Raw genomic sequence first — 22,326 nt, 5'->3', positions numbered from 1 at the left:
AAAATGAAATTGACCGGAAAGCAAACCTGGGTGTTTGAAAACCCGTTATTTATAAATGCGGCGGGAACGGCAGCCGGACCGAAAGAAAAAGACGGCCCGCTCGGCTCGCTGTTTGATAAAACATACGATGAAATGCATTGCAATCAGAAAAACTGGGAAATGGCGGAACGTCAATTAATGGAAGATGCCATCAACTCCGCTTTGCAAAAACAGAATTTGAAAAAGAGCGACATCGATTTGCTACTCGCTGGCGATCTTTTAAATCAAAATGTGACGGCCAATTACGTCGCAAGACATCTGAAAATTCCGTTCCTCTGCCTGTTCGGCGCCTGCTCGACGTCAATGGAAACGGTCGCCGTCGCATCCGCGCTTATTGACGGCGGTTTTGCGAACCGGGCGATTGCAGCGACGAGCAGCCATAATGCGACGGCTGAAAGACAATTCCGTAATCCGACGGAGTATGGCGGGCAAAAGCCGGATACTGCCACTTCGACGGTCACGGGGGGCGGGGCGGTCATCATCAGCCAAAACCCTTCTGATATCCGGATTACAAGCGCGACAGTGGGAAAAGTAAGCGACCTCGGAATTACAGACCCGTTTGATATGGGCTCAGCCATGGCGCCCGCTGCCGCCGATACAATCAAACAGCACCTGAAGGATTTGAACCGCACGGCGGATGATTACGATCTGATTTTAACGGGAGACCTTTCAGGCGTAGGCTCGCCGATCTTAAAAGATTTGCTTAAGGAAGAAGGCTATCCCGCGGGAACGAAACACGATGACTGCGGTCTTCTCATCTATACGCCGGATCAGCAGGTGTTTGCGGGCGGAAGCGGCTGCGCCTGCTCCGCGCTCGTTACGTACACACATATCTTTAATCAACTGAAATCGGGCTCTCTTAACAGGGTTCTCGTTGTCGCGACAGGAGCGCTTTTAAGTCCGACAATGATTCAGCAGAAGGAAACCATTCCGACCATCGCCCACGGTGTGGTATTTGAGCGAGCGGGAGGTGCATCATAAATGGAATATCTGTGGGCTTTTGTTTGCGGAGGAATCATATGCATTATCGGTCAGCTGCTGCTTGACATTTTTAAACTGACACCCGCCCATGTGATGACAACTTTTGTCGTCATCGGCGCCTTGTTGGATGGGTTCGGAATATATGACAAATTTATCGAATTCGCAGGTGCGGGCGCGACGGTTCCCATCGTCAGCTTCGGTCACAGCTTATTGCACGGCGCCATGCATCAGGCTCACGAGCATGGATTTATCGGGATCGCCATGGGGATTTTTGAACTGACCTCCGCCGGTATATCTTCAGCGATTTTATTTGCATTTCTTGTTGCCGTTATTTTTAAACCGAAAGGATAATGTCTGATGACGAAACGGAAGGTCATCCTTGTGACAGACGGAGACGTATACGCCGCTAAAACGATTGAATATGCCGCGGAAAAAGCAGGCGGACGATGTATTTCCCAATCAAAAGGCAATCCGTCAACCAGAACCGGTCCGGAACTCGTTCAGCTGATTAAAGCCGCGCCGCATGACCCGGTGTTTGTCATGTTTGACGATTCCGGCCTGCAAGGGGAAGGGCCGGGCGAAACGGCGCTGAAATATGTCGCCTCACATCAAGACATTGAAGTGCTTGGGGTGATTGCCGTCGCTTCTAAAACCCATCAGGCTGAATGGACAAAAGTCGATGTCTCCATTGACCGTGATGGAGAAGTGACGGAGTTTGGCGTCGATAAAACCGGAATGAGAGAAATGGACGAGCACAGAATGAACGGAGATACGGTGTATTGTCTTGACAAACTGGACGTTCCCCTCGTTGTGGGCATCGGCGATATAGGAAAAATGGGAAGAAAAGATGACATATCCAAAGGCTCGCCGATCACGATGAAGGCTGTCGAATTCATTTTAGAAAGGAGCGAATATCATGCCGGAAAAACCGGAAAACATGATAAAAGTATACCGGGATCCTAGAAAAAATGAACAATTTTTTAAAGACCGCGTCGGTATGGGGACGAGCTACGATATCGGAGTCCGCAAAGTTCAAGTATTAGACCGGGAAGTCCAGATTTACTTTGTCAATGGGTTAACCGATACATTGTTTATCATTCATTTAATAGAACAGCTCGTCGATGTCAATAATTATGACGAGAACGCGGATGATGCGCTTGATGTTGTTGAAAACAGGCTTGTGAACCAGCAGGTCCAAAAAGTCAAAACGCTCGACGAAGCGACGGATCAAGTGCTTTCCGGACTTGTGGCCGTTATCGTAGAAGACGCCGGTTTCGCCTTCGTCGTTGATGTCAGAAATTACCCCGGACGCACACCCGAAGAACCGGATACAGAGAAAGTCGTTCGCGGGGCAAGAGACGGATTTATCGAAAGTATCGTCATTAATACAGCGTTAATCAGAAGAAGGATCAGAGACGAAAGGCTCCGCGTCAAAATTACGAAAGTCGGCGAGCGTTCTAAAACGGATCTTGCCATTGTGTATATAGAGGACATCGCAGATCCGGACCTTGTCAGCATCGTTGAAAACGAAGTGAATGCGATTGACATTGACGGACTGACGATGGCTGATAAAACGGTGGAAGAATTTATCGTCAAACAAGGCTACAACCCGTTTCCGATGGTCAGATACACGGAGCGTCCTGATGTGGCCGCCAATCATATATTAGAAGGGCACGTCATTATCGTCGTTGATACGTCACCGAGCGTGATCATAACGCCCACAACGATTTTTCACCACGTTCAGCATGCGGAAGAATACAGACAGGCGCCTTCTGTCGGAACATTTTTAAGATGGATCAGGTTTTTCGGTATTATCGCTTCAACTGTTCTGCTTCCGATCTGGTTCCTCTTTGTTCTCGACCCGTCACTTTTGCCTGAAAGATTGGATTTTATCGGTTTAAATAAAAATACGCACATTCCGATCATTCTGCAGATCTTTCTGGCTGATTTGGGGATTGAGTTTCTCAGGATGGCCGCGATCCATACGCCGACCGCCTTATCGACTGCCATGGGCCTGATAGCGGCGGTGCTGATCGGACAAATTGCCATAGCGGTGGGGCTGTTTTCTGCCGAAGTGATTCTGTACGTATCGATCGCCGCAATCGGATCATTTACCACGCCGAGCTATGAACTCAGCCTCGCTAATAAAATGATACGTCTCATATTAATGGTGCTCGTGGCCATTTTTAAAGTAAAAGGTTTTGTTATCGGCTTTACATTGCTGCTGATTTTAATGGCGGGTATCCGCTCGTTTCATACACCGTATTTATGGCCGTTTTTACCGTTTAACGGAAAGGCGCTGTGGCAGGTGCTCGTCAGGACGACAGTGCCGGGAGCGAAAGTCAGACCGAGCATTGTTCACCCGAAAGACCGTCAAAGACAGCCAAGCGGTTCATAATCGCATTGAAACCGACAGAAGATTATGATATTGTATGTCTTAACTTATGCGGGACTTGTATAAGGACAGCTCAAAAAAAGCTGTCCTTTTCACCCATATGCGGATCAGAAAGAGGGAATGAGCATTGTTCTTACATGGCACAAGCAGACAAAACAAACTAGGTCATCTGGAAATCGGAGGTGTGGATGCCCTGTATTTAGCTGAGCATTATGGCACGCCTCTTTATGTTTATGACGTGGCTTTAATACGTGAGCGCGCTAAAAGCTTTAAACAGGCATTCATTGACGCGGATTTAAAAGCGCAGGTCGCATACGCGAGCAAGGCGTTTTCCTCCGTTGCAATGATACAGCTTGCTGAGCAGGAGGGGCTCTCACTGGACGTTGTATCCGGCGGAGAGCTGTTTACGGCGGTTTCGGCTGGTTTTCCGGCTGACCGGATTCATTTTCACGGCAATAACAAAAGCAGAGAAGAATTGAAAATGGCGCTCGATCATCAAATCGGCTGCATCGTCGTTGATAATTTTTATGAAATATCCTTACTCGCGGAACTGTGCAGCAAATCAGGTCGCACCATGGATGTGCTTCTGCGCATCACCCCGGGGGTAGAGGCGCATACGCATGATTATATTACGACCGGACAGGAAGATTCCAAATTTGGCTTTGATCTGCATAACGGGCAAATAGAAAAGGCGATTGAGCAAGTGCTGCAGTCAGACCATATCCATCTTCTCGGTGTTCACTGCCACATCGGATCACAAATTTTTGATACGGCGGGCTTTGTGCTGGCCGCAGAAAAAATCTTCGCAAAACTGAGTGAATGGAGAGAATCTTTCGGTTTCGTCTCTGAAGTGCTGAATTTAGGGGGCGGCTTCGGCATCCGTTACACGGAAGAGGATGAACCTCTTCATCCTGCCGTCTACGTAGAAAAAATAATCGAAGCTGTAAAAGAAAACGCAGCGCTGCATGCTTTTGACATTCCGGAAATTTGGATTGAACCGGGGCGCTCGCTCGTCGGCGACGCCGGAACGACGCTTTATACCATCGGCTCGCAAAAAGAAGTTCCCGGCACCCGTAAATATGCAGCGGTTGACGGAGGCATGAGCGACAATATCCGTCCTGCGCTTTATCAGGCCAAATATGAAGCCGTTTCGGCAAACAGAATCGGAGAACACCACGACACGACGGTGTCCATTGCGGGTAAGTGCTGTGAAAGCGGAGATATGCTCATCTGGGATATAGATCTTCCGGAAGTGAAAGAAGGCGATCTTCTCGCCGTCTTCTGCACGGGAGCATACGGGTACAGCATGGCTAACAACTACAACCGCATTCCGCGGCCTGCCGTCGTATTTGTGGAAGACGGCGAAGCGCATCTTGTCATTAAAAGGGAAACTTATGAAGACATCGTAAAGCTGGATCTGCCGTTTAAGACGGGGGTCAAACAATAAATAAAAAAAAGAGACCGGGACAATGGAGTCCGGTCTCTTTTTTGTCTCAGCTGTTTGAAGAAGTTGATCCGCTGTCTCCTGTAAATACAGACACGATCGCATTCCAAATTGAAGCGAAGAAATCAATGACTTTTTGAATAAAGCTTTTGCCTTCATCGGATTGAATGAATTTTGTGATTTTGTCTTTTGCCTTATCGAGCTGATTGCCGACTTGGCCCCAATCAATCTTGGCATTTTTCATTTTATTAAACAATGAAACTAACTGGTCTTTTTGAGCGTCAGTCAGTGTAATGTTAAGGTTTGATGCCGCATCATCGACTTTTTTCTCGATTCCTTCTTTTGTATCGGGCACACCGTTTTTCGCGAAATCGTCTTTAATGTTTGCGATAAGCGCGGAGGCGTTTTTATCTCCGATTTTTTCCCCGAGATTTGAAGTTGTGACAAGCTCTTGGTTGGCGACCTGTTTTACGTCTTCTGAAATCGCTTTGTCTGATGACACTTCATACGCCTTAATGATTCCTGTCAATGCGGCGGTTCCTGATACCTCAAACGGCGCCGTCACGTATACTTTTGCATCTTTCACGCCTGCTGTCATCAGGGCGTTTAAGTACATCTCATCCGTAATGGAATCAATATTATGGGTTTGGACGTCAAGTCCGGACCCTTTCTTTTCCACCGTGATGGATGATGAAGAAATGGCTCTTGTGCCGATTTGGGCATTCGATATATATTTTCCCAGATATTCATGTTCTTCTTTATTCGTGACTGTCACCTTTGTCGCGTTATCAGGGACATTTAATTCGTCAAGCACTTTCTGACGGTCTGCGTTTGACAGATCTGCCCCCAGTGTGACGATAACATCTCCGACTGCGGCATCGGCCAGGCTGATTTTCGGTATTGTGCACAATACTGCGGCCGCCGCCAGCAATCCAATCCACATTTTTTTCAAAGCGGTTAACCTCCTTCTTTTCACAAATGCCGTTTTGAAGCGGTTTGTGAGGGACTGCGTGAAGCAGTTCCGTTACATAGACGGCTGTGATGCTGTTCTGGTTTCATTTTCTTTCTTTGGAAGCGGGGAGATTCGTTTTCCGGCTGAAGGTGTGGTATAATAGCCGCGAAAAGAAGAGCAGACGCATCTTCCTTCAAAAGAATATCAAAAAGAAAGCCGGCTTACAATTGAAATTCATATTGAAGAAGGCTTTGACAAAAAACATATGGAAGTAGGAATGAGAATGAAAACTGGTTACATCGAAATGGAGAACGGCAGCAGAATCGAATTTGAACTTTATCCGAATGAAGCGCCTAATACAGTCGCTAACTTTGAAAACCTGGCGAATACAGGCTTCTACGACGGCGTTATTTTCCACCGTGTGATTCCGGGCTTTGTCAGCCAAGGCGGAGATCCGACTGGGACAGGCATGGGCGGAAGCGGAAAAACGATCAAATGTGAAACAGAAGGCAATCCGCATAAGCACGAAGCCGGTTCTTTATCAATGGCGCATGCCGGTAAAGACACGGGTTCAAGCCAATTCTTCATCGTACATGACCCGCAGCCGCACTTAAACGGCGTTCATACTGTATTCGGAAAAGTGACAAGCGGTTTAGAGCACGCGAAAAACATGTCTAACGGAGACAAAATGAAAGAAGTCCGTGTAGAAGGTTAATGACGGAAAAACCCGCCTTTTGGAGGCGGGTTTTTTTATGTATATGAAAATTCTCATGTGTAAATCATGAAAAAATACATATATGAACTTCGGCAGTCACTCTGGTATAGTGTAAAAGACCGATTACAAGAATGAAAAGAGGTAAAAACGTTGGTTCAATTGGCAACCGTTTTATTTGTCATTATCATTATCGCACTTATTTTTTGGTTCAGGCTGAAAAAAGGAAACAGGCCGATTAAAGGCGGCGGCTTCGGCATCATTCTCCCGCTTTTGATTATCGCCGTCATTTTTTCATTGAGCATCAGCCAGCTCATGAATATCCCCGGAAAGCCGTTTCATCTTCCCGCTGTTTGGGAGCTCGCCATCGCCGGGCTGTTAGGCGCAGTATTTGGCTTCATCATGCTGTCGCAAACCGCATATGAAATCCGGGAAGACGGCTTTGTGTACTCTAAGCGGAATAAAAACTTTAAATATGTCATTATCGCGATTATTGCGATCCGTATCGTACTCAGTCAATATTTCAAAAACATTGACGCGACGGAATTTGCCGTTTTAACAATGGAGCTTGCTTTTGTGTATTTGTGCATTTGGCGGATCGGAAGCTTCGTAAAATACCGTAAAATCAGCAGATCCGGCTTATAAAATGAAAAAAATGGATGAGGTGCGGGGCTTATTTGCCCTCTGTGCAGGGATTCATGGTAAAATAAAAACGACCATGGCTATTGGGAGGAAATCACTTGAAATCAGAAAAAGAAAAAACTTCTAAAAAAAGCGCCGTACTTGATTGGGCGAAAGCCATTATCATCGCTGTCGTTCTCGCATTGCTCATCCGCAACTTTTTATTTGCTCCTTATCTCGTTGACGGAAGATCAATGGAACCGACGCTGCATGACCGCGAGAGGATCTTTGTCAATATGACGGTCAAATACATAAGCGACTTCAAACGCGGCCAGATCGTCGTTCTGAACGGAGAAAATGAACACTATGTCAAACGGATTATCGGACTTCCCGGCGACACGGTGCAAATGAAAAACGACCAGCTGTACATCAACGGCAAAAAAGTGTCCGAACCGTATTTAGCGGCAAACAAGAAAAAAGCGAAGCAAGACGGCTATGACCGGCTGACGGAAGACTTCGGCCCGGTGAAAGTGCCGGACGACAAATATTTCGTCATGGGTGATAACCGCAGAGAATCTATGGACAGCCGCAACGGCCTCGGTCTTTTTACGAAAAAACAAATCGCGGGCACATCAAAATTCGTCTTCTTCCCGTTTAACGAAATCCGCAAGACGAAATAAACCGTACGGCAGTTTTCTTTATGAGAAAACTGCTTTTTTTTATATAAATTAATCTCCCTACCCACAAAAACAGAACATAAATTCGTATATCTATTTAATAGATAGAAAGTTTTACAGATACATGAAACATCTTCCCTTGACGAAACGTTATATGAATAACTCACGCAGGGAAGAACGGTTTTCTATTCATGAAAAAAAGGAATATGACATAGTAATGAATAGATTGATACGGCTGGAGGTAGAAAAATGGGAAGAATTAAAACAAAAGCAGCCATTTTACTTGTACTGCTGCTGTTATTGGCGGGCGGTTTTATGGTCATAAACGATATTGAGCTGAAAGACGTGCCGACGGCTATCGGACAAACCCTGTCTCAGGAAAAAGAAGAATATACAGTGAAAACATATAAAATTACGAAAATAGAAGGAACCGAATACCACGGCACGGCAGCAAACGGCACAAAAATCATTTTTAACGGCGACAAGCTGAAGCAGGATCTCTCCGATGTGAAAAAAGGAGATAAGATTAAAGCGTATTTCAGCAAATCAAACCGGATTGACGGCTTATTGAAGGTTGTTAAAGTAAACGAATAAGTAAAGGCGCCTTTTTTGGGAAAGGGGCGCTTTTTATTTTTCTGAAAAAGCAGGTGCAAATTCATTGCGCCTGCCGCAAAGGATGTTATAATAGCGGATAAGGACAAAAAAATATTGATTGTATCCTTCGGGGCTGGGTGAAAATCCCGACCGGCGGTAATAAGGCGTTTTGCGCTTTACAGCCCGTGACCCGTATGCATCTGTATACGGTGGATTCAGTGAAAAGCTGAAGCCGACAGTGAAAGTCTGGATGGGAGAAGGATGAGAGAAGCTATGCAAAAAATAATCATACTGTATAGTCTTATTTCCTATGGATTAAAACTGGCAAAGCCCCGAACTGTGTAAACATTCGGGGCTTTTTTGACGCCAAATTGCGTGGAAGAAGGGAGGGATAACGATGGAAGAATATTATATGAATACGGCAATAGAGCTTGCCAGACGCGGTGAAGGGCAGACGCAGTCCAATCCCCTTGTCGGTGCTGTCGTCGTCAAAAACGGCCAGATCGTCGGAATGGGCGCCCATTTGCAATACGGAGAAGCCCATGCGGAAGTGCACGCGATCAATATGGCAGGCAGTCACGCAAAAGGCGCAGATATGTATGTGACGCTCGAGCCTTGCAGCCATTACGGAAAAACACCGCCATGCGCCGAACTGATGATAAAGTCGGGGATAAAAAGGGTATTTGTCGCTATGAGGGATCCAAATCCGCTAGTCGCCGGAAAAGGCATCAGAATGCTGGAAGCAGCGGGCATCGAAGTGAAAACCGGGATTCTCAGGCAGCAGGCAGAAGAGCTGAATAAAATGTTTCTTCACTTCATGAGGACCGGACTTCCGTATGTCACCTTGAAAGCGGCCGCAAGCCTTGACGGGAAAACAGCGACTGAAACCGGTGACAGCAAATGGATTACTTCAGAGGCGGCAAGGCTTGATGCCCAGCAATACAGGAAATCGCATCAAAGCATTCTTGTCGGAGCAGGCACAGTCAAAGCCGATAATCCGAGCCTGACCTGCAGGCTGCCCGATGCGGTCAAGCAGCCGGTCAGAGTCATTCTCGATACAAAGCTGACCATTCCGGAAACGGCAAATGTGGTCACTGACGGCGCCGCGCCGACATGGATATTTACGGCCAAAGACGCTGACGTGCAAAAGAAAGACCGGCTGACCGCACTCGGAATAAAAGTCTTTTCGCTTGAAACAGACCGCATTCACATTCCTGAGGTGCTCAGCATTCTCGCTGAAAACGGCATAATGTCCGTTTATGTGGAAGGCGGCGCATCCGTACACGGAAGTTTTGTCAAGGAAGGCTGTTTCGAGGAGCTTCATTTCTATTTCGCCCCTAAATTAATCGGAGGAACGCTTGCTCCCAGCTTGATCTCCGGTGAAGGTTTTCAATCAATGAAAGATGTCCCCCATTTACAATTCACACAAATCACCCAAATCGGGCCGGATATAAAACTGACGGCCATACCTAAAGACGGAAAGGATGGTGACGATGTTTACAGGAATCGTTGAAGAAACAGGCACGATCCAAGCAATCAAAAAGACAGGCCTTTCCATGGCATTAACCATCGCCGCTTCAAAAGTGACAAGCGATGTGAAACTTGGCGACAGCATCGCGGTAAACGGCATCTGCCTGACCGTAACCGGATTTTCTGATAAACAATTTACAGTTGATGTCATGCCGGAAACCGTAAAAGCCACTTCACTGAACGGCTTGTCAAAAGGCAGCAAAGTCAATCTGGAAAGAGCGATGTCCGCCAACGGACGCTTCGGCGGCCACTTTGTATCCGGGCATGTGGACGGAACGGCGGAAATTACCCGGATCGAGAAAAAAAGCAACGCGGTTTATTACGATCTGAAACTTTCGCCCGAATTGACGAAAACGCTCGTGTTGAAAGGTTCGATTACGGTAGACGGCGTGAGCCTGACGATTTTCGGTTTATCAGACGAAAGCGTGACGGTATCCGTTATTCCGCATACCATCTCAGAAACGGTTTTTCAGACGAAAACAGTCGGTTCGACTGTAAATATTGAGTGTGACATGATCGGCAAATATTTATACCGCTTTTTGCACAAAACAGAACAAACGAAAAGCAATCAAACGATCACAGAAGCTTTTTTAAGCGAGAACGGCTTTTAGAAAGGAAGATCAATATGTTTCATCCAATAGAAGAGGCGTTAGAGGCGCTGAAAAAAGGTGAAGTCATCATCGTTGTCGATGATGAAGACAGAGAAAATGAAGGAGATTTCTTAGCGCTCGCTGAGCATGCCACACCTGAAGTGGTCAATTTTATGGCGACCCATGGGAGGGGCCTGATCTGCACGCCGCTTTCTGAAGATATTGCCGCCCGGCTGGATCTTCACCCGATGGTCGATCATAATACGGACTCACATGAAACCGCGTTTACGGTCAGCATTGACCACAGACTGACAAAAACAGGAATCAGCGCTCAAGAACGTTCTTTTACGATTCAGGCGCTGTTGAACGAGGAATCTGTGTCTGACGATTTTCAGCGTCCGGGCCACATTTTTCCCTTAATCGCAAAAAAAGGAGGCGTCCTGAAGCGGGCGGGCCACACGGAAGCAGCCGTTGACCTTGCAAAAGCATGCGGCTCTCAAGGAGCGGGCGTCATTTGTGAAATTATGAATGAAGACGGCACAATGGCCAGAGTGCCGGAGTTATCAGAAATCGCCAAACGCCACCGGCTGAAAATGATTACGATAAAAGACTTAATAGAATACCGTTACAACATTACGACACTTGTGAACCGAGAAGTTGACATTACGCTGCCGACTGACTTCGGCACGTTCCGGGTTTACGGATATACAAACGAGGTTGACGGAAAAGAACACCTCGCCTTTGTTATGGGCGATGTCCCGTTTAGCAGCGAACCCGTTCTTGTCAGAGTGCACTCAGAATGCCTGACGGGCGATGTGTTTGCATCCCACCGCTGTGATTGCGGGCCTCAGCTTCATGCCGCGCTTGCGCAAATTGCCGAAGCGGGCCGAGGCGTCTTATTGTATTTGCGTCAGGAAGGAAGAGGAATCGGTTTAATCAATAAGCTGAAAGCGTATCGATTGCAGGAAGAGGGGTATGACACGGTTGAAGCGAACGAAGCGCTCGGCTTTCTGCCTGACCTGCGCAACTACGGGATCGGCGCCCAGATTCTCCGCGATTTGGGGGTTCAGCATATGAAACTTTTAACCAATAACCCCCGGAAAATCGCCGGCCTTGAAGGATACGGACTGAGCATTTCAGAACGGGTGCCGCTTCAAATGGAGGCGGGTGAGCATAACAGGAATTATTTACAAACCAAAATGAACAAACTCGGACACTTGCTTCATTTCTAAAAACAAATCTCACAAAAAAGGATGGATAACATATGAATATCATACAAGGTAACTTAGTAGGAACAGGACTTAAAATCGGAATCGTCGTCGGCAGATTTAATGAATTTATTACGAGCAAGCTGTTAAGCGGAGCGGAAGATACATTGCTTCGCCACGGTGTAGAATCAAATGACATTGACGTTGCTTGGGTGCCGGGAGCGTTTGAAATCCCGTTTGCGGCAAAAAAAATGGCGGAAACGAAAAAATACGATGCCGTTATTACACTCGGCACGGTGATCAGAGGAGCGACAACGCATTATGACTATGTCTGCAACGAAGCGGCAAAAGGCATCGCTCAAGCGGGCACGGCGACGGGCGTCCCGGTTATCTTCGGTATCGTAACGACTGAAACCATTGAGCAGGCGATCGAACGCGCCGGAACAAAAGCCGGAAATAAGGGAGCGGATTGCGCAGTATCCGCCATTGAAATGGCGAATCTAAACCGTTCATTTGAATAATTTGTTGAAAAGCGTTTAAAACAGCGGCGAAAATGATATAATGTGAGGAAACGGATCGCCTTTATTCATCCGTTTGCTAGGACATGAATGGACATTTTGGATATAGAGGGGTTTTTATGTTAATTCGTTATAAAAAATCGTTTGAAAAGATTGCAATGGGTCTTCTGTCATTTATGCCGAATGAAAAAGATCTCAAGCAGCTTCAGCAGACAATAAAGGACTATGAAACGGATACTGGCCGCCAGCTCTTTCTTTGGAAAGAGGATGAAGATATCGTCGGAGCGATCGGAGTCGAAAAAAAAGACTCAGAGGTTGAAATCCGCCATATCAGCGTGAATCCTTCTCACCGCCATCAAGGAATCGGAAAGCAAATGATGGACGCCTTAAAACGTCTGTTCAAAACGGAGGCACTCGTTCCGAATGAATTAACGCAAAGCTTTTTTGAACGCTGTCAACATCAAAAAGATCAGGATATTTCATATAATAACTGACAAATGCTCCCGGAATCTTCACGGTTTCGGGAGCTGTTTTTATGCAGAAAAAGCAGGGCTGTCCGTCAGCCTCTGCTTTTTTTTCTTCTCTCCATTTCCCGTTCGCGTTCCTTAATGACATCCGTCCTGTCCCGCAGGCGGTGTTTATGAATAAGAAAGGTATCTGATACGCCGGCCTGCCCCCATGTATAGCCTTTGCGGCGGCATTCGGCAAGACACGCTTCTTTCAGAGTGTCATCTGTAATCGGCAGCATAACACTTTTGTACGGCCGGCCGGCTTTTATATCGTCTGACAGCGATTCTATCAGCTCTATCAGCTTTGGATGGCTGAGGCCGAGAGAGCTGACAGCCTGTTTTTCAGCCCTCAGAATGCGTAAGCTGTTGGCGATCAGCCGTTTCGCCCCGGCTTCATTTCCCCTCCGCTGGTGATACAGAGCGACGGCTAGCTGAATCAGGCCGACCCAATGAATGCTCCGCTCCTCAGGCGGGCTTTCTTTCCAATATTCTTCTAACAGTTCATGACACTCAAAATAATCTCTTGATGCGTGAAATTCGGCCAAAAAGCCGATATAAGCTTTTGGATACAAGCCGCTTCCTCCTTTTGCTAAAACCAGTGTACCACAGCGTTATGAAAAGGAAAAAAAGAGCGGCTTGGTGTCTGAAACGTGAAGAACTAGCAGATATAAGATGCCCCTACGACAATAAGCAAAATAAACAGAACGACAATTAATGCAAAACCTCCGCCGAAACAAGCTCCGCCCATCTGAAATCAGCCTCCCTTTGTTTCATGTTTACACGGCTATCATATGTGCATCCGCCTTTAAAGGTATAGGCGTATACCTTCTTTTTTCAGTATTTTCTAAATAACGAAGCACAATTAGAAAAGTATTGGACGAGAGCATTTCGGTGGATTATACTAAAGGGTAGCCAGTTTTTCCGGCAATGAGAGTGATATTGAAAATGGTGAGATAATGGTAGAATATCAAGTGAAAATTGATACGTTTGAAGGCCCATTGGACCTGCTGCTTCATCTGATTAACCGTCTTGAAATCGACATATACGACATACCCGTGGCAACCATTACTGAACAATATTTATTATATGTACATACAATGCAAGTGCTTGAACTTGATGTCGCCAGTGAATATCTGGTCATGGCGGCGACGCTTCTCAGCATTAAAAGCAGAATGCTGCTTCCAAAACAAGAGGAAGAGCTGTTTGAAGATGAAATGCTTGAAGAGGAAGACCCTCGGGACGAACTGATTGAAAAGCTGATTGAGTATAGAAAATATAAAACCGCTGCGAAGGATTTAAAAGAGCGGGAAGAAGAAAGACAAAAGTCATTTACAAAGCCGCCGAGTGATTTAAGTGAGTATGCAAAAGAAATCAAACAGACGGAGCAGAGGCTGTCGGTGACCGTTTATGACATGATCGGTGCGTTTCAAAAGGTGCTTCAGCGTAAAAAAATCTCGCGGCCGAAAGAAACCACCATTACAAGACAGGAAATACCGATTGAAGACAGAATGAACGAAATCGTAAAAAGCTTAAAGACGGCGGGAAGAAGAATCAACTTTACGGAGCTTTTTCCTTCTCGGCAAAAAGACCATCTCGTCGTGACGTTTTTAGCCGTTCTGGAGCTGATGAAGAATCAGCAGATTATCATCGAACAGGAAGAAAACTTTTCAGATATATACATTACGGGGAGTGAATCCATTCATGGCGCTTGATATCGTGAATTGGAAAGCGATTGTGGAGGCCCTGCTGTACGCGGCGGGTGATGAAGGGCTGACCAAAAAGCAATTGGTGACGGTGCTTGAAATAGAAGAAGCGGAACTGGCCGGAATCATGGAAGAAGTGGCCGCCCAGTACAAGGAAGACGGCAGGGGCATTGAGCTGACCGAATATGCGGATACGTATATGCTTGCAACGAAAAAAGAATTCGTGCCTTATTTGAAAAAATTAATCGAGGTGCCGTCAAAGGGACTGTCACAGGCTTCTTTAGAAGTGCTGGCGATCGTTTCATACAAGCAGCCGATTACACGGGCGGAAATTGAAGATATCCGGGGCGTGAAGTCTGAGCGGATTCTGCACAGTCTCGTGTCAAAAGCGCTGCTGTGTGAGGTGGGACGCGCCGACGGTCCCGGCCGGGCGATTTTATACGGCACGACCCCGGTATTTCTTGAACAATTCGGCTTGAAAACACTGGACGAGCTTCCGCCTCTTCCTGAAAATGCGGAAGAAGACGTTCTCCATGAGGAAGCCGACTTATTCTTTGAAAACTTCAACCAAACTTTTGAGGATATTAAATAATAACGGTTTTTCATCATACGATAATAGGGAAAGGCCATTGATGAATAACGCAAATTGACGAAGTACAAGAGAGGAAGGAAACGGACGGAAATGGGAAATTCGATTGTGAGGGCCCATACTGAAGAAACTGGTGAATTTTTAGCCGAGGTTGTCACGATGGTCAACAGTTATTTAAATCATACGACATTACCGGAAATGCAGGCTTCTGGAAAGGCGGATGAGGCATACTGCCGCGACGTGCTCAGTGTGCTGAGAAGGATGACCGTCTTTTGCGAAGGCGCCCAGGAAGCCTGCCGCCGGCTCTTAATGCAGGAGCCGTTTCATGAGGCGAGAGCGGAAAAAACGCTTTATAAGGTGTATCATCAGTGCGTGGAAGAATTTTTCATGCCGAAAAAGGATACGTGGTACGAAAACAGCCGCGCCGCTTATACAGGCCAAAGTGCGATTGAATTTTATCAGCATGTGCCCGATTCGCTGCGGAGCCTTCTGCTTTCACTGAGCAGTGAGTTTCTGCGCATGCGTGAAGAATTGGCGCAATATGAAGCATCAGGCTCGAATATGGTATCATCCAGATAAAAAACTCTCCCAAAAGGGAGAGTTTTTTTACGTAAAAGAGATGCAATTGGTATTCATAAGTCATGGACATGCGCATAAACTTGTACAAACCCACAACAAGGACGTGAGCATTCATGCGCTTTCTCAAAAAAGCTGCCGTATTTCTTTTGACTTTTGTTATTTTGTTTTCCATTACAGACGGAAATACGGCACATGCCCAAATACATGTCAGCGCAAAAAGCGCAATTATTATCGACGGTGCATCAGGCAGGGTGTTGTTTGCTAAGGACGAACACCATAAGCGGCGGATCGCGAGCATTACGAAAATCATGACGGCGGTGCTGGCGATTGAATCAGGGAAGATGGAAGAGATGGTGACGGTTTCGCCGAATGCCGTAAAAACGGAAGGCTCAGCCATTTATCTTCAGCCGGGACAAAAAGTGAAACTGAAAGATCTCGTTTACGGGCTTATGCTGAGGTCAGGAAATGACGCCGCTGCGGCCATTGCTGAATATGTCGGCGGAAGTCTTGACGGTTTTGTATTTATGATGAACCAAAAAGCCGAGCAAATCGGAATGGATAATACAAAATTTCAAAACCCCCACGGGCTGGACGACCATGAAAATTTATATTCAACGGCGTATGATATGGCCCTTTTGACTAAATACGCGATGAAGATCAAGGAATACCGAACTGTTTCGGGCACCAAAGTGTATAAAGCGGAAACGATGGACCGGGTATGGAAAAATAAAAACAAGCTTCTGACAGGGCTTTATCGTTACAGCACAGGCGGAAAAACGGGTTACACAAAAATCGCGAAACGGACACTCGTTTCGACGGCTTCAAAAGACGGAACGGATCTTATCGCAGTCACCATAAATGATCCGGATGACTGGGATGACCATATGAATATGTTTAATTATGTCTTTGAGCACTATAAAACCTATATCGTCGCCAAAAAAGGCGGCATCCCGAAGCTGAAAAAGACGTTTTACGGAAAACACGCTTTTATTTCCCGGGATGTCAAGTATTTGTTAAAAGAGGATGAAATCGATGATGTGAAAATCAGCACAACCTTAATAAAGCCGAAAAAAGCCTGGAAAAAGGATGCTTCTCTCATTCCTGATGTCGTCGGCCGGATGACTGTTATGCATGATGGGAAAGTGATCGCCAAGGTCCCCGTCTATTATGAAAACGAGCACCTTAAAAAACCGAAAAAGCATTTCATTGAAACGTTTACGAGCCTGTTTATGAGCGCGGCGGGCGGTTCAGCATGGTCAATTTAATCTGGGTCTGTCTGACGGTAATCGGACTGGTCTTTGCGATGTTTAACGGAACCTTGCAGGATGTGAATGAAGCGGTTTTTAAAGGAGCGAAAGAAGCGGTTACGATCTCGTTCGGATTAATGAGCGTCCTCGTGTTCTGGCTCGGCCTGATGAAAATAGCTGAGCAGTCCGGTCTTTTGGATATATTCAGCAGAATGTGCCGTCCGTTTATTTCTAAGCTGTTTCCTGATATCCCCCCTGATCATCCGGCAATGGGATACATCTTATCAAATCTCATGGCAAACTTTTTCGGATTGGGAAATGCGGCGACGCCCCTCGGCATTAAAGCCATGGAGCAGATGAAAAAGCTGAACGGAGGCAAGTCTGAGGCCAGCCGTTCCATGATTACCTTTTTGGCGGTAAATACTTCGAGCATTACATTGATACCGACAACCGTCATTGCCGTCCGCATGGCTTATTCGGCGAAATCACCGACCGATATCGTCGGACCGACCATCTTAGCGACTTTAATTTCGGGTATCGGCGCGATTTTCATTGACCGCTACTTCTGGTACCGCCGCAAAAGAAAAGGGAGGTAAGCGAATGGAAATGGTGAATTGGCTGTCTTTAGCCATGATTCCGATTATTATCGCCGGTATATTGATATACGGCACGATCAAAAAAGTGCCGACTTATGAATCATTCGTTGAAGGCGGAAAAGAAGGAATTGAGATTGCGTTTTCCATCATTCCGTATTTGGTCGGGATGCTTGTGGCGATAACCGTATTCCGGGCCTCGGGCGCGCTTGATTTTGTCATGGGGCTCTGCAAGCCTTTCTTTACGGCGCTCGGTATTCCAGCAGAGGTCGTGCCGCTTGCTCTGATCCGTCCGATTTCGGGTACGGCGGCGCTCGGCATGACGACGGATTTGATCGCCGTGTACGGGCCTGATTCATTTATCGGCAGACTGGCGTCGGTCATGCAGGGATCGACTGACACGACGCTGTATGTCCTGACTGTGTATTTCGGTGCGGTCGGCATCAAAAAAATGGGGGATGCTTTAAAGGTTGGTCTTCTTGCTGATTTGATCGGGGTGGTTGCATCAATCATCATAGTTACGTTATTATTTGGAAGCGCCTGATTGAGGCGCTTTTTATATATCAGAATAATGCTCCTTGAAAAAGCTTGTTTGTTCAAGGGGAAAAAAGTAAGATTATACTTGAGGTGAACGACATGGAAAGACTGCAAAAAGTTATTGCTCATGCCGGCGTGGCATCACGCAGAAAGGCAGAAGAGCTGATAAAAGAAGGAAAAGTAAAGGTGAATGGAAAAGTAATAACAGAGCTCGGCGTAAAAGTGACCGGTTCTGATCAGATTGAAGTAAACGGATTAAAGGTGGAGCGGGAAGAACCCGTGTACTTCCTGCTTTATAAACCGAGAGGAGTGATCTCAGCTTCTGATGACGATAAAGGGCGGAAAGTGGTAACCGACTTTTTCAAAGAAGTGCCGCAGCGTATTTATCCGATCGGCAGACTTGATTATGATACGAGCGGTCTTTTATTACTGACAAATGACGGCGAGTTTGCCAACAAACTCATGCACCCGAAATACGAAATTGATAAGACGTACGTCGCCAAAGTGAAGGGGATTCCTTCCAAGGAACTTCTGCGGAAGCTTGAGCGCGGCATTCAGCTTGAAGAAGGCAAGACAGCGCCGGCCAGAGCGAAAATGCTTTCTCTGGACAAAAGAAAGCAGACGAGCATTATTCAGCTGACAATTCATGAAGGACGGAACAGACAGGTCCGCCGCATGTTTGAGGCGATCGGTCATGACGTGCTGAAGCTCAAACGTGAAGAATACGCCTTTTTAGATTTAAGAGGCCTTCACACAGGAGACGCAAGAGAATTGACGCCGCATGAGGTGAAAAGGCTGCGGGCTTTAGCTGAACACGGTAAAAACGCTTTCTAATTTTCACATAACCTTCAAAAATTACAAAACGCGAAGATGATATAATTGAATGGATTTGCAGGCAGGGGAGGGGAGCAGTGTACAATGAACAAAAAACGGCGGCGTTTATTCATTCGGACCGGCATCCTTCTCATCTTACTCTGCGCGCTCGGATATACCGTCTATAATGCTGTTTACTCAAACGGCGAGCGTATATCTGAGGGGTCCAAAGCCCCGAATTTCGCGCTGAAAGATACAGAGGGCAGACTCATAGAACTGAGTCAGTTAAAAGGAAAAGGTGTTTTTCTGAATTTCTGGGGAACGTGGTGCGAGCCGTGCAAGCAGGAATTTCCCTATATGGAGAATCAATACAAGCATTTTAAAGACCTCGGTGTCGAGGTGATTGCGGTAAATGTCGGCGAATCAAAAATTGCAGTACATAATTTTATGAAAACATACGGCGTCAATTTCCCTGTTGCGCTTGATACTGACCGGCAAGTGCTGGACGCGTACGGCGTTTCGCCTATCCCGACGACATTTTTGATCAATCCCGACGGAAAAGTCGTGAAAGTGGTGACCGGCACGATGACAGAACGCATGGTTCATGACTATATGAATTTAATTAAGCCGGAGGCGTCTTCATGAAAAAGGTCAAATGTGAATGCGGACACGTGAATCCAGCCGGGACGGTATTGTGCGAGTCATGCGGAAAGCCGCTTGATGATCAAAAGTCGCCGCTTGCCGATATGCGGTACGACGGCAGCGCAAGACGTTCGCAAACATATAACAAAACAATTGTAGATAAGGTATGGAATTTCTTTTCTTCCGTTAAAGTCGGAATATGGCTGATCGTCATTACTCTGGCGGCGTCGGCATTCGGCACGGTTTTTCCGCAGGAAGCTTATCTGCCGCCGGGCGCTCAGCCGGATACATACTATGAACAGCAGTACGGCACAATCGGCCAATTGTATTATCTGCTGGGGTTTCATCACCTGTACGGTTCATGGTGGTATATGCTCTTGATCGCATCAATCGGCGTATCACTTGTCATCTGCAGCCTGGATCGGGTGATTCCGTTGTACAGGGCGCTGAAAAACCAAGGCGTTCAGCGGAATCCGGTCTTTTTAAGACGGCAGCGTCTATACAGCCGGACAGAAACTGAGCTGAGCGGGGATACGGCTGATGGCATCAGATCACGATTGAAAAAAAAGCATTATAGAGTGCGGGAACAAGAGGGAAGTATTCTCGCAGAAAAGGGCCGTTTTTCAAGGTGGGGCCCCTACGTTAATCATATCGGCCTGATCATTTTTCTGATCGGAGCCATGCTGAGATTTGTACCCGGTATGTACGTCGATGAAACGCTCTGGGTCCGTGAAGGCGAAACCGCCCAGATTCCCGGCACCGACGGCCAATATTACTTAAAAAACAACCGGTTCACCATGGAGACGTATAATAAAAACACTGAGAAAAAAGTATTCGCCGATGCCATTGACAGAGCCGGAAACGGCAAAGTCGCAAAATCCTTCACAACGGATGCGGTTTTGTACAAGAGGGAGGGCGACATCGTATTCGGTGAAAAGCCAAAGCTTAAAAGAGTCAAAGAAAACGATATCCGCGTCAATGAACCGCTGCGGTTTGACTCCTATTCTGTGTATCAGGTGGACTATAAAGAAAACCAGCTCGATCGGATGGTATTCCAGCTGATCGACCAAAAAACAAAACGGTCATTCGGCAAACTGAAGATCAATCTTCTTGATCCCGACACGGACTATGATCTTGGTAACGGTTACAAAGTGCAGATTGCCAGTTATCTTCCCGATTTTTATTTTAATAAGGACGGAGAACCGAGCACGAAAACAAAGGTCCCAAACAATCCGGCTTTCGTCTTTAAAGTCACGGCTCCTGACAAGCCGAAAGGGGAGAAAAGCTTTGTTGCGATTCAGCAGACTGTTGAAGGTTCCGCAAATAACAAGTACAAATTAAAATTCGACCATGTGGAAACGAAAAACATTACAGGTCTCACCGTCAGAAAAGATTTAACCTTATGGGTGCTTGCCGTCGGGGGCGCGATATTTATGATCGGTGTCATTCAAGGGATGTACTGGCAGCACAGAAGGATCTGGATCAAAACCGGTGACAGCGAAGTGCTTGTGGCAGGGCATACGAACAAAAACTGGTTCGGTTTGAAAAAGGATATCGGATATGTTCTTAGCGGGACGGAGATTAAAGAACCGGCCGATCAAAAAGAACTGGTCAAAAATCAGGCCTAATGAAAAAGGAGTGGTGTCATGGCGGAGCTGAGCGCAAATTTTCTTTATGCTGCCTTTTTGATTTATTTAATCGCCGTCCCGGTTTTCGGCGGCGCCATCCGGGGAACAAAAGGCGCAAAGGACAGTAAGGGCCGCTGGTCGGCTATCGGAATCACGTTAACCATTGTCGGATTTCTTTGCCATCTCGCCTACTTCATTGCGAGATGGTCGGCAAGCGGACATGCGCCTGTCAGCAATATGTTTGAATTTACAACGTCATTCGGCATGATGCTTGTTCTCGCTTTTATTATTATTTACTTTATTTACAGACTGCCGTCTTTAGGCATGTTCACATTGTCTGTCGCGCTTTTGCTGATCGCGTACGCAAGCATGTTTCCCGCCGATATTACGCCGCTTATTCCGTCATTGCAGAGCAATTGGCTGTACATTCACGTCACGACGGCGGCGCTCGGGCAGGCGATTCTTGCGATCAGCTTTGTAGCCGGCGTCATTTTCCTGTTAAAGCATGTCGACCAGTCCAGACCGGTCAAAAAAACGTTCTGGCTCGAGTTCATCATGTTTATTATCGTGACGACCGTGGCATTTATCGCCGTCACCTCGGCATTCCGGCTGGCGGACTACAAAGCCGAATTTAATTGGGTGGATAAAAAAGACGCCAAAAGCGTCATGATATATGATATGCCTGCGCTTGTCGGCCCGCATGAGGGAGAACTGCTTACAGAAGGCGCGATGAAGCCGTTTATTGAGCTTCCGGCTATTTTTTCAGGCAGAAAGGTCAATACGGTGATCTGGTCGTTTGGCGCGGGTCTCGTCTTATACGGCGCCCTCAGACTGATATTCAGAAAGAGAATCAGCGCTCTTTTAAGCCCGCTCGTCAAAAATGTGAATCTGGACTTGGTAGATGAAGTCGGCTACCGCGCCGTTTCTATCGGCTTTCCGGTATTTACGCTCGGCGCGCTTGTGTTTGCGATGATCTGGGCGCAGCTTGCATGGACGCGTTTTTGGGGCTGGGACCCGAAAGAAGTATGGGCGCTGATCACCTTTTTATTTTACGCAGCGTACTTGCACTTGCGGCTGTCGAGAGGCTGGCATGGCGAAAAGTCCGCGTGGCTTGCCGTCATCGGTTTCGCCATTATTATGTTTAACTTAATTTTTGTGAATCTCGTGCTTGCCGGACTTCATTCGTACGCATAGAGCCGAAAGCCGATACAGTTCTCAAGCAGCC

27 protein-coding genes and 1 riboswitch are annotated in these 22,326 nt (G+C 46.8%); of the genes, 24 read left to right on the top strand and 3 right to left on the bottom strand.

All coding sequences use genetic code 11. The features are described 5' to 3' along the window. Positions 1-3 precede the first annotated feature (3 nt). The 5 genes from spoVAD to lysA all read left to right on the top strand — a co-directional run bounded on the left by spoVAD (position 4) and on the right by lysA (position 4,862). Complete coding sequence (gene spoVAD, locus AC1DN5_RS11940) at positions 4-1,020, top strand: stage V sporulation protein AD (protein ID WP_016939156.1); 1,017 nt, start codon at positions 4-6, stop codon at positions 1,018-1,020. Beyond that, entirely contained in the window at positions 1,021-1,371 is a 351-nt protein-coding gene (gene spoVAE, locus AC1DN5_RS11935) for a stage V sporulation protein AE (protein ID WP_016939155.1), read from the top strand. It abuts the gene before it with no gap. A gap of 3 nt (positions 1,372-1,374) precedes the next feature. Beyond that, entirely contained in the window at positions 1,375-1,983 is a 609-nt protein-coding gene (gene spoVAEA, locus AC1DN5_RS11930) for a stage V sporulation protein SpoVABEA (RefSeq protein ID WP_095241744.1), read from the top strand. Then, on the top strand, positions 1,937-3,418 hold the full coding sequence (locus AC1DN5_RS11925) for a spore germination protein (protein WP_099744098.1): 1,482 nt from the start codon (positions 1,937-1,939) through the stop codon (positions 3,416-3,418). The genes spoVAEA and AC1DN5_RS11925 overlap by 47 nt, the downstream gene beginning before the upstream one ends. Positions 3,419-3,542: 124 nt before the next feature. Continuing rightward, on the top strand, positions 3,543-4,862 hold the full coding sequence (gene lysA / locus AC1DN5_RS11920) for a diaminopimelate decarboxylase (protein WP_016939152.1): 1,320 nt from the start codon (positions 3,543-3,545) through the stop codon (positions 4,860-4,862). A gap of 46 nt (positions 4,863-4,908) precedes the next feature. Here lysA and AC1DN5_RS11915 read toward each other — a convergent pair whose 3' ends face one another. Further along, a complete protein-coding gene (locus AC1DN5_RS11915; RefSeq protein WP_016939151.1) occupies positions 4,909-5,811 on the bottom strand; it encodes a DUF1002 domain-containing protein in 903 nt (300 codons plus the stop codon). Between the two features lie 283 nt (positions 5,812-6,094). Here AC1DN5_RS11915 and AC1DN5_RS11910 point away from each other — a divergent pair, with 283 nt between their 5' ends. From AC1DN5_RS11910 to ribT, 9 genes are all read left to right on the top strand, one after another. Continuing rightward, positions 6,095-6,526: a peptidylprolyl isomerase gene (locus tag AC1DN5_RS11910; protein WP_366969204.1), complete on the top strand. Its 432-nt coding sequence runs from the start codon at positions 6,095-6,097 to the stop codon at positions 6,524-6,526. Positions 6,527-6,676: 150 nt separating this feature from the next. Then, complete coding sequence (locus tag AC1DN5_RS11905) at positions 6,677-7,168, top strand: CcdC protein domain-containing protein (protein ID WP_016939148.1); 492 nt, start codon at positions 6,677-6,679, stop codon at positions 7,166-7,168. Between the two features lie 95 nt (positions 7,169-7,263). Beyond that, complete coding sequence (gene lepB / locus AC1DN5_RS11900) at positions 7,264-7,824, top strand: signal peptidase I (protein WP_064779053.1); 561 nt, start codon at positions 7,264-7,266, stop codon at positions 7,822-7,824. A gap of 246 nt (positions 7,825-8,070) precedes the next feature. Continuing rightward, positions 8,071-8,415, top strand: coding sequence for a hypothetical protein (locus AC1DN5_RS11895; RefSeq protein WP_016939146.1), 345 nt, complete (start codon positions 8,071-8,073; stop codon positions 8,413-8,415). A 119-nt stretch (positions 8,416-8,534) separates the two neighbouring features. Continuing rightward, a riboswitch (FMN riboswitch) is annotated at positions 8,535-8,681 on the top strand. A 131-nt stretch (positions 8,682-8,812) separates the two neighbouring features. Beyond that, the gene (gene ribD / locus AC1DN5_RS11890) at positions 8,813-9,928 is read left to right on the top strand and encodes a bifunctional diaminohydroxyphosphoribosylaminopyrimidine deaminase/5-amino-6-(5-phosphoribosylamino)uracil reductase RibD (protein WP_366969205.1); all 1,116 of its coding nucleotides are present in this window, start codon (positions 8,813-8,815) and stop codon (positions 9,926-9,928) included. After that, positions 9,909-10,556: a riboflavin synthase gene (ribE, locus tag AC1DN5_RS11885; RefSeq protein ID WP_366969206.1), complete on the top strand. Its 648-nt coding sequence runs from the start codon at positions 9,909-9,911 to the stop codon at positions 10,554-10,556. The genes ribD and ribE overlap by 20 nt, the downstream gene beginning before the upstream one ends. Before the next feature lie 14 nt (positions 10,557-10,570). Further along, positions 10,571-11,767 carry a bifunctional 3,4-dihydroxy-2-butanone-4-phosphate synthase/GTP cyclohydrolase II gene (locus tag AC1DN5_RS11880; protein ID WP_366969207.1) on the top strand — a complete coding sequence of 399 codons (1,197 nt, stop codon included), beginning with the start codon at positions 10,571-10,573 and terminating at the stop codon, positions 11,765-11,767. Positions 11,768-11,799: 32 nt separating this feature from the next. Next, a complete protein-coding gene (gene ribH, locus AC1DN5_RS11875) occupies positions 11,800-12,264 on the top strand; it encodes a 6,7-dimethyl-8-ribityllumazine synthase (RefSeq protein ID WP_003153372.1) in 465 nt (154 codons plus the stop codon). Positions 12,265-12,380: 116 nt separating this feature from the next. Continuing rightward, positions 12,381-12,755 (top strand): GNAT family N-acetyltransferase RibT, encoded by a 375-nt coding sequence (ribT, locus tag AC1DN5_RS11870; protein WP_003153373.1) that lies wholly within the window; start codon positions 12,381-12,383, stop codon positions 12,753-12,755. Positions 12,756-12,820: 65 nt separating this feature from the next. Here the strand turns inward: ribT and AC1DN5_RS11865 are convergent, their stop codons facing one another. Continuing rightward, positions 12,821-13,342 (bottom strand): DUF309 domain-containing protein, encoded by a 522-nt coding sequence (locus tag AC1DN5_RS11865; RefSeq protein ID WP_047475701.1) that lies wholly within the window; start codon positions 13,340-13,342, stop codon positions 12,821-12,823. Positions 13,343-13,428: 86 nt separating this feature from the next. Further along, complete coding sequence (locus AC1DN5_RS11860) at positions 13,429-13,518, bottom strand: YjcZ family sporulation protein (protein WP_016939141.1); 90 nt, start codon at positions 13,516-13,518, stop codon at positions 13,429-13,431. Positions 13,519-13,726: 208 nt separating this feature from the next. On the opposite strand from AC1DN5_RS11860, the gene AC1DN5_RS11855 reads away from it, so the two are divergent. The 10 genes from AC1DN5_RS11855 to ccsB all read left to right on the top strand — a co-directional run bounded on the left by AC1DN5_RS11855 (position 13,727) and on the right by ccsB (position 22,295). After that, a complete protein-coding gene (locus tag AC1DN5_RS11855; protein WP_016939140.1) occupies positions 13,727-14,482 on the top strand; it encodes a segregation/condensation protein A in 756 nt (251 codons plus the stop codon). Next, a complete protein-coding gene (scpB, locus tag AC1DN5_RS11850) occupies positions 14,472-15,065 on the top strand; it encodes an SMC-Scp complex subunit ScpB (RefSeq protein WP_198697823.1) in 594 nt (197 codons plus the stop codon). Before AC1DN5_RS11855 ends, scpB begins: the two co-directional genes overlap by 11 nt. A gap of 90 nt (positions 15,066-15,155) precedes the next feature. Next, complete coding sequence (locus AC1DN5_RS11845; protein ID WP_016939138.1) at positions 15,156-15,641, top strand: DUF3907 family protein; 486 nt, start codon at positions 15,156-15,158, stop codon at positions 15,639-15,641. A gap of 113 nt (positions 15,642-15,754) precedes the next feature. Then, a complete protein-coding gene (locus AC1DN5_RS11840) occupies positions 15,755-16,906 on the top strand; it encodes a D-alanyl-D-alanine carboxypeptidase family protein (protein WP_366969208.1) in 1,152 nt (383 codons plus the stop codon). Next, a complete protein-coding gene (locus tag AC1DN5_RS11835) occupies positions 16,894-17,484 on the top strand; it encodes a nucleoside recognition domain-containing protein (protein ID WP_003153385.1) in 591 nt (196 codons plus the stop codon). The genes AC1DN5_RS11840 and AC1DN5_RS11835 overlap by 13 nt, the downstream gene beginning before the upstream one ends. 4 nt (positions 17,485-17,488) lie before the next feature. Further along, complete coding sequence (gene spmB / locus AC1DN5_RS11830; protein ID WP_003153387.1) at positions 17,489-18,025, top strand: spore maturation protein SpmB; 537 nt, start codon at positions 17,489-17,491, stop codon at positions 18,023-18,025. Positions 18,026-18,117: 92 nt separating this feature from the next. Next, the gene (rluB, locus tag AC1DN5_RS11825; RefSeq protein ID WP_016939136.1) at positions 18,118-18,852 is read left to right on the top strand and encodes a 23S rRNA pseudouridine(2605) synthase RluB; all 735 of its coding nucleotides are present in this window, start codon (positions 18,118-18,120) and stop codon (positions 18,850-18,852) included. A gap of 84 nt (positions 18,853-18,936) precedes the next feature. Next, complete coding sequence (gene resA, locus AC1DN5_RS11820) at positions 18,937-19,476, top strand: thiol-disulfide oxidoreductase ResA (RefSeq protein ID WP_045925489.1); 540 nt, start codon at positions 18,937-18,939, stop codon at positions 19,474-19,476. Continuing rightward, positions 19,473-21,101 (top strand): cytochrome c biogenesis protein ResB, encoded by a 1,629-nt coding sequence (gene resB / locus AC1DN5_RS11815; protein ID WP_366969209.1) that lies wholly within the window; start codon positions 19,473-19,475, stop codon positions 21,099-21,101. The genes resA and resB overlap by 4 nt, the downstream gene beginning before the upstream one ends. 18 nt (positions 21,102-21,119) lie before the next feature. Further along, positions 21,120-22,295, top strand: coding sequence for a c-type cytochrome biogenesis protein CcsB (gene ccsB, locus AC1DN5_RS11810; protein WP_366969211.1), 1,176 nt, complete (start codon positions 21,120-21,122; stop codon positions 22,293-22,295). The last annotated feature ends 31 nt before the right edge of the window (positions 22,296-22,326 follow it).

The sequence above is a fragment of the Bacillus sp. 01N42_2 genome (assembly GCF_056399565.1).
This window is presented reverse-complemented; position numbering and strand designations above follow the sequence as displayed.